4 protein-coding genes are annotated in these 6,265 nt (G+C 68.8%); all 4 read right to left on the bottom strand.

Features of this window, described 5'->3' with window-relative positions:
* Positions 1-94 precede the first annotated feature (94 nt).
* Genes tssH through WS91_RS17075 form a run of 4 tightly spaced genes read right to left on the bottom strand, consistent with a single transcriptional unit; the run spans position 95 to position 6,264 of the window.
* Positions 95-2,968, bottom strand: a complete 2,874-nt coding sequence (gene tssH, locus WS91_RS17090) for a type VI secretion system ATPase TssH (protein ID WP_038751454.1) — start codon at positions 2,966-2,968, stop codon at positions 95-97.
* A 2-nt stretch (positions 2,969-2,970) separates the two neighbouring features.
* Positions 2,971-3,960 (bottom strand): type VI secretion system baseplate subunit TssG, encoded by a 990-nt coding sequence (gene tssG / locus WS91_RS17085; protein WP_038751457.1) that lies wholly within the window; start codon positions 3,958-3,960, stop codon positions 2,971-2,973.
* A complete protein-coding gene (tssF, locus tag WS91_RS17080) occupies positions 3,957-5,819 on the bottom strand; it encodes a type VI secretion system baseplate subunit TssF (protein WP_059670663.1) in 1,863 nt (620 codons plus the stop codon). Before tssF ends, tssG begins: the two co-directional genes overlap by 4 nt.
* A gap of 13 nt (positions 5,820-5,832) precedes the next feature.
* A complete protein-coding gene (locus WS91_RS17075) occupies positions 5,833-6,264 on the bottom strand; it encodes a GPW/gp25 family protein (protein ID WP_059579716.1) in 432 nt (143 codons plus the stop codon).
* Position 6,265: the final 1 nt, after the last annotated feature.

Below are 6,265 nucleotides of genomic sequence, written 5' to 3'. Positions count from 1 at the left end.
TCGAGCTGATACGACGGCTCCTGCGACAGGTTCTCGTGGACCACGAAGCTCAGTGCAACCGAATCCGGGTCCAACAGGGGACTACGCAGTTCGATCAGACGCATGACGGTTCTCCCGTCGTGCCGGCGTTCGCCGATGTCGTTTCGTCAGGCCCATGCGCGCCGACCGGATGCGCGCCGCTCGCCTGCACGCTTGCATCCACGTTCGCGTCGGCGTGCGAGCCGCCTATCGCTTCATGCGCTTCATCCACTTCATGCGCGCCGTGCGCGTCATGTGCTTCGTGCGCCTCCACGGCAGCGGCCGCCGCGGCTTCGAGCGCCGCCGCTTCCGCCTGCTCGCCGAGCGCCGCGGCATCGGTGCCGCTCAGCTCCCACGCATCCTCGTCGAACACGAGCGCCAGCTTCTCATGCGCGGACAGCCGCACCGTCTTCAGCGCGCGCCCCTCCGCCCGCGCGGCGAGCACGCCGCGCGCGACGGCCGGCATCACGTGCTGGCGCAGCAGGTCGCGCACCGCGCGGCCGTTCGCCGGATGCTGCGACACCGCATGCGCGACCCACGACGCGACGCCTTCGTCCGCGCGCCACTGCAAATCGTTCTCCGCGAGGCGTTCGCCGAGTTCGTCGAGCGCCTGCGTCGCGATGCCGGTGAGCGCTTCGACATCGAGCGGCCGGAACGCGACGAGCTGAATCCGCGCGAGCAGCGCGGGCGAGAAGCGCCCTTGCAGCCGCTCGCCGACGAGCTTGTCGAGCTTCGCCTGCGAGATCTGCGGATCGGCCTTGCACGCCGCTTCGATCTCGACGTCGCCGAGATTGCTCGTCAACAGGATCAGGCAGTTGCGGAAGCTGATCCTGCGGCCTTCGCCGTCCTCCATCCAACCCTGATCGAAGACTTGATAGAACACCTCATGAATGTCCGGATGCGCGCGATCGAATTCGTCGAGCAGCAGCACGCTGTACGGCTTCTTGCGTACCGCCTCGGTCAAGCGCCCGCCCTTGCCGTAGCCGACGTATCCGGGCGGCGCGCCCTTGAGCGTCGACACCGTGTGCGCTTCCTGGAACTCGTTCATGTTGAACTGGAGCAGGTTGCGCTCGCCGCCGAACAGCAGCTCGGCGAGCTTCGCCGCGGCCTGGCTCTTGCCGGTGCCGGTCGGGCCGGCGAGCAGCATCACGCCGAGCGGCCGGCGCGGATCGTTGAGCCCCGAATGCGACACCTGCAACGCCTGTGCGATCGAGCGCATCGCGCCCGTCTGCCCGTGGATGCCTGCATTCAGCGCGCCCTCGAGCTCGACGACGCGCTGCGCATCGTCCTGCGCGAGTTGCGCGACGGGCACGCCCGTCCACTCGGCGAGCACCTCCGACACGACGTGCTCGTCGACCCACGGACGCACCCAGCGATTCGCGCCGATGCGCGCGGCGAACGAATCGCCGTCGCTGTCGGCAGGCGTATTCGTTTCGTCGTTCAGACGCGCGAGCCACGTGCGCACCTCGTCGCGCTGCGCGTCGACGACCGTCCCGAGCGTCGCCGCCTGCTGCACGAGGCTCGCCTGGCGGCCTTCGAGTTCACCCTCGTCGCCCGGCGTGCGCACGCCCATCCGGCGATCGCTCGCGCGCCAATCGAGCGTCTGGCCGATCGCGAACGCCTGGTGCTGCAAGCGCTCGAGCTCGGCGGGCGCGCAGTTCTGGCTCATCGCGACGCGCGCGCATGCGGTGTCGAGCAAGCTGATCGCCTTGTCCGGCAACTGCCGCGCGGGCAGATAGCGGCGCGACAGCTCGACCGCGCCGCGCAGCGCCGAATCGACGATGCGCACGCCGTGGTGCGCGGCGAAGCGCGGCGCGATCGTGCGCAGCATGTCGACTGCCGCGTCATCGCTCGGCTCGTCGACGGGAACCGCCTGGAAGCGCCGCACGAGCGCCGCGTCCGGTTCGATGTACTGCTTGTATTCGGACCACGTCGTCGCGGCGACCATCCGAAGCTGACCGCGCGCGAGCATCGGCTTGATCAGGTTCGCCGCATCGCCCGTGCCGGCTGCGCCGCCCGCGCCGATCAGCGTGTGCGTCTCGTCGCAGAACAGGATGATCGGATCAGGCGATGCGATCACCGCGTCGATCAGCGATTTCAGCCGCTGCTCGAACTCGCCGCGCACGCCGGCGCCCGCCTGCATCCGCGCGAGATCGAGCGCCCATACTTGCGCGCCGAGCAGGCCCGGCGGCACCGCGCCCGCTTGGATCTTCTGCGCGAGCGCCTCGACGACGGCCGTCTTGCCCACGCCCGCCTCGCCGACGAGAATCGGATTGTTCTGGCGACGGCGCGACAGGATGTCGATCACCGTGCGCAATTCGTCGTCACGGCCGACGACGGGATCGAGCTCGCCGCGCGCGGCCTGCTCGGTCACGCACGTCGCCCACTTCGCGAGCGCGTCGCTCGTGCCGTCGGCGGCGGCTTCGCCCGCGTGCTCGCCGAGCGCGCCGCCGTCGATCGCGGCGGGCGCTTCGTTGCTTTCCGGCCAGCCGGCCGCGAGCGATTCGTAGCGCTTCACCACTTCATCTAGCGCGACCGACGTGATGCCGCTCGGCACGCGCTGCTGCAGCCAGCGGCGCGTCAGATCCTCGTCGAGCCACGCGAGCAGCAGGTGGCCGGAGCGCACCTTGCCCGCGCGCGCCGCGATCTGGCTCCAGATGACGGCCGGCCCGACGCTGCGCTCGAGCGAGCTCGAGATGTCGCGCAGCGAGTCGCCGCTCACGTCGAAGCCGTCGAGCGCCTTCTCCATCCGGCGCTTCGCTTCGCCGACGTCGCTGCCGAACTGCTCCAACAGGCGCGCGAGATCGCTCTGCTCGCGCTGCAGCAGGCACAGCGCCCAGTGATCGAGGTCGATGAAGGCGTGCCGACGCGATCGGCCTAGCGCCGTCGCATCGACGAGGGCCGCATAGGTCGTGCGGCCGAGACAGTTGAATATGCGTTCGCGATTCACGTCTAGTCCCGAAAAGATTCAAAGACAGTCAGGGTGCGCAGCGCCCGATTCGGCCTTGACCACGCGTCGACGCCGACGCGCATGCACCCAACCCTTCCTGCAAGTTCAGGGCGCGTCCACACCTGAACCTTGATGACGGGGTAAATTCGTCCGTCGACGAAATCCGTCACGACCGCGGACACCGCCATGACGGCGGCCGCGCGGCGTTGCCACCGGTAAAACTCGTCGGCCTCGATCGGCCCGATCACGATCTCGATCGAGTGCTGCACGTCCCAGATCCGCGCGCCGAGCCGCCATCCGCCGAGCCGCCGTGCGTGACTCGCCGCGGCCGGCACCGGCACCCAGCGGCCGTGGCGCGGCACCACCTGCAGCGCAACGCCGAAGTACGAGCGCAACATCCGTTGCAGATCGGCGAGCGAGCGGCGCGGCGCGCAGTAGATGCCCGGAAACGCGCGCCGGCACGCGAGCGCATGACGCTCGAGCAGATCGGCGTCGTCCTGCGTCGCGCGGCGCGCATCGGCGAGCGCCGTCACGCGCTCGACGAACGGATTGCGCGCGCGCTCGTAGCCGAGCACCGGATGCATCGACGACCACGCCGAGTAGTGCAACCACGCGAGGTCGCCGCACGCGACGTTGACGAAGCGCTCGAACGCGGCGTTGCGCTCGAAGCGCTTTTCCTGCATCGCATGCTCGGTCACGTGCAGCGGCAGCGGCCCGTACGGCGCGAACAGTCCGAAGTGACGCTGAACCACCGTGACCTCCGGGTGATCGTCGTCCTCGATGAAGCGCGGCAGCGTCACGTGCACGCGCTCCACTTCGGTGCTCGCGAAATGCATCTCCGCCGGCTGCTCGATGCGCAGCCACTTCGGCAACCGCCGCTTGCGCGCCGAGCGCTTGTCGTGCTTGCGCTGCAACGCTTCGACCCGCCGCATCAACTCGAAGAAGGTGCGGCGCGGCGTCAGCGCTTTCGTTACATGTTCGAGCGACGTCATGCGAGCCTCCCGTCGCGCGACGCCACGTTCGTGTGCGTGCTCGCCGCATCGCCGTCGAGGCGCACGGCGATCTCGATGCCGTCGTTGAGCGTCGCGGCTTCGGCAAGCGCCTGCGCGAGCAGACGCCCGAACAGCCAGCCGCCGCGATCCGCGTGCAGCGATTCGGCGATGTCGATCTCGACCTGCGTCGCGCGCACGAGCGCGGTCGGCGTCGAGCGGCCCGCCGCGACGAAGCGCGAGCGCAGCATGACCGAGCGCAAACTCTCGAGCCGCTGGCGGTCGAGTGCGTCGTCCTTGTCGATCGCGAGCAGCAATTGCTCGACGATGCGCGCCGTCACGTCCTGCTGTTGCGACGCGCGCAGCGCGAGCGGATTGCGGCCCACGTGCGACACGGCCTCCCAGCACGCGTCGACGCTCGGCTTGCCGCGCGGCGCACTCGCCCGCCACAGACACTCGATGCGCTTCACCGCCGTCGGATCGAGCAGTTGCAGTTCGGCGTCGAGCAGCGCGGTCGGTCGCCAGTCGCGATCGGCAACGAGCGCGCGGCCCGTGATCGTCGCGACATCGTCCGGATCGAGCGTGTCGTCGACCATCGAGACCGCGACCAGATCGTGGCTTGCGAGCGGATCGAACCGATCACGCCGCACGCCGTCGACGAGCAACGCATCCTCGCGCCGCATGCCGTAGCGAATCGAGCCGTCCTGCCCTTCGTAGCCCGCCGTCTCGAGCACCGAGCGCGCGCGATGCGCGCGACCATTGGTCTCGCACACGAACACCTCGGTCAGCGCCCACAGGTGATGAGCGGCGGGCCGCATCCGGTCGACCGGAATCCACTGCTCCGGCTGATTCGCGTCGTACGGCACCGGATCGAAACGTTTGGAATACAGATTGATCGCCGGCGTCGCGAAGAGGCGAAACTGGCTCGCGTCCACGTCGCCGATCAAATCGCCCGGCGCGTCGCGCAATGCGAAGAACAGATCGAACTCGCGCGCCGACGGCGCTTTCTCCGCAATCGCCGCGAGCGCATCGACGTAGACGCCGAGCAGGCGCGTCGGCTGCGCGAAGTATTCGCGCAACAGCCGCAGCCCCGGCAAGCCGCCGAAGTCTTCCGGCAACAGCGCCTCCGCATCGTCTACGCCGGACAAGCGAATGCCCGACATCGGCAGCGTCAGCACCTCGTCGCCGCGATTCGTCGACACGAGCGCGAACCACGCGGTCGTGTCGGCAAGCAGCGCGCGATGCAGCGCGTACGCGCGCGGCAGGTCGCCCGCAAGGCTCAGATGCAACGGCGCGAATCCCTTGTCCTCACGCGACAGCTCCGCGACCGACGCGCCGCCCTCCACTTCGAACCTGAAGCGCAGCACCGCATGCGACGACGCGAGCCGCTGCGCGAGCAGCGACGGCAGCCCGGTGATGCTGCGGCTGCACTCGACCGACGCGAGGCGCAGCGGCAACAGCGTGACGTCGCGCGCGGTCGAGAACATCACGGGCAGCTTGCGGCCCGGCAAATGAGCGGCGATGAGCGAGCCGCGCGGCAGCGTGTTGCCTCGAAACGCGTCGGGCGAGCCGAGATCCGGATGGAACGCGAACGTCGAGATCGCAGGCGTGGCCGCCGTGTAGAGCGGGCAAATGCGCCCGAGCGCCTGTTGCGCGAACTCCGCGCATTCGCGGTCGAGCCGCTTCTGCACGCGCGCCGACAGATACGCGACGCCCTCGAGCAGCCGCTCGACGAACGGATCGGTGACCGCATCCGGATGCAGCCCGAGCGCCGACGCGACCTGCGGATGCTCTTTCGAAAAGCGCGCACCCGCATCGCGCAGCTGGCGCAATTCGTCGTTGTAGTGGTCGAGAAAATTCATCGCCGTTCGTCGCTCACCGGTCATCCGCTAGGCTGAAATACCCGCTCAGGTAATCGAGCGCGAGGCTCGCCCTGAGCTCGGCTCCGTCTTCGCGCGCCTTCATCGACACGTCGAAGTAGATCGTCTGCGGCAAGCGCCTGTGGCTCTCGGTCCGAGGCTTGACCGTCGTGCTGGCGGAATCGACGCGCGGCTCGAAGCGACGAATCACCTCGCAGATGTGCGCGGCCGCATGCGCGGGATTGATCTTCGTCGCGCCGGCCGCCTGCATCGGCGGACAGCCGAAGTTCAGCACCGAATGCGCTGCCGGACTGTCGTCGGCGATGCGCATGCGCGCGCCGCGAATCGCATAATTCATCAGGTCGACCAAATGATCCGCGACGACCTCTTGAAGCGAATGACGACGAATCCGTCTGGACAGCTTGTTGTAGAGTTGAAGATCGCTCACG

The sequence above is a fragment of the Burkholderia sp. MSMB1498 genome, from assembly GCF_001526245.1.
Classification (GTDB): Bacteria; Pseudomonadota; Gammaproteobacteria; order Burkholderiales; family Burkholderiaceae; genus Burkholderia; species Burkholderia savannae.
The sequence above is the reverse complement of the archived record's forward strand: the minus strand, read 5'-3'. Positions and strand labels throughout refer to the sequence as shown.

Coding starts and splice junctions, on each gene's coding strand:
- tssF (WP_059670663.1), bottom strand. CDS start 5,819: ATGAATTTTCTCGACCACTACAACGACGAATTGCGCCAGCTGCGCGAT.
- tssG (WP_038751457.1), bottom strand. CDS start 3,960: ATGACGTCGCTCGAACATGTAACGAAAGCGCTGACGCCGCGCCGCACC.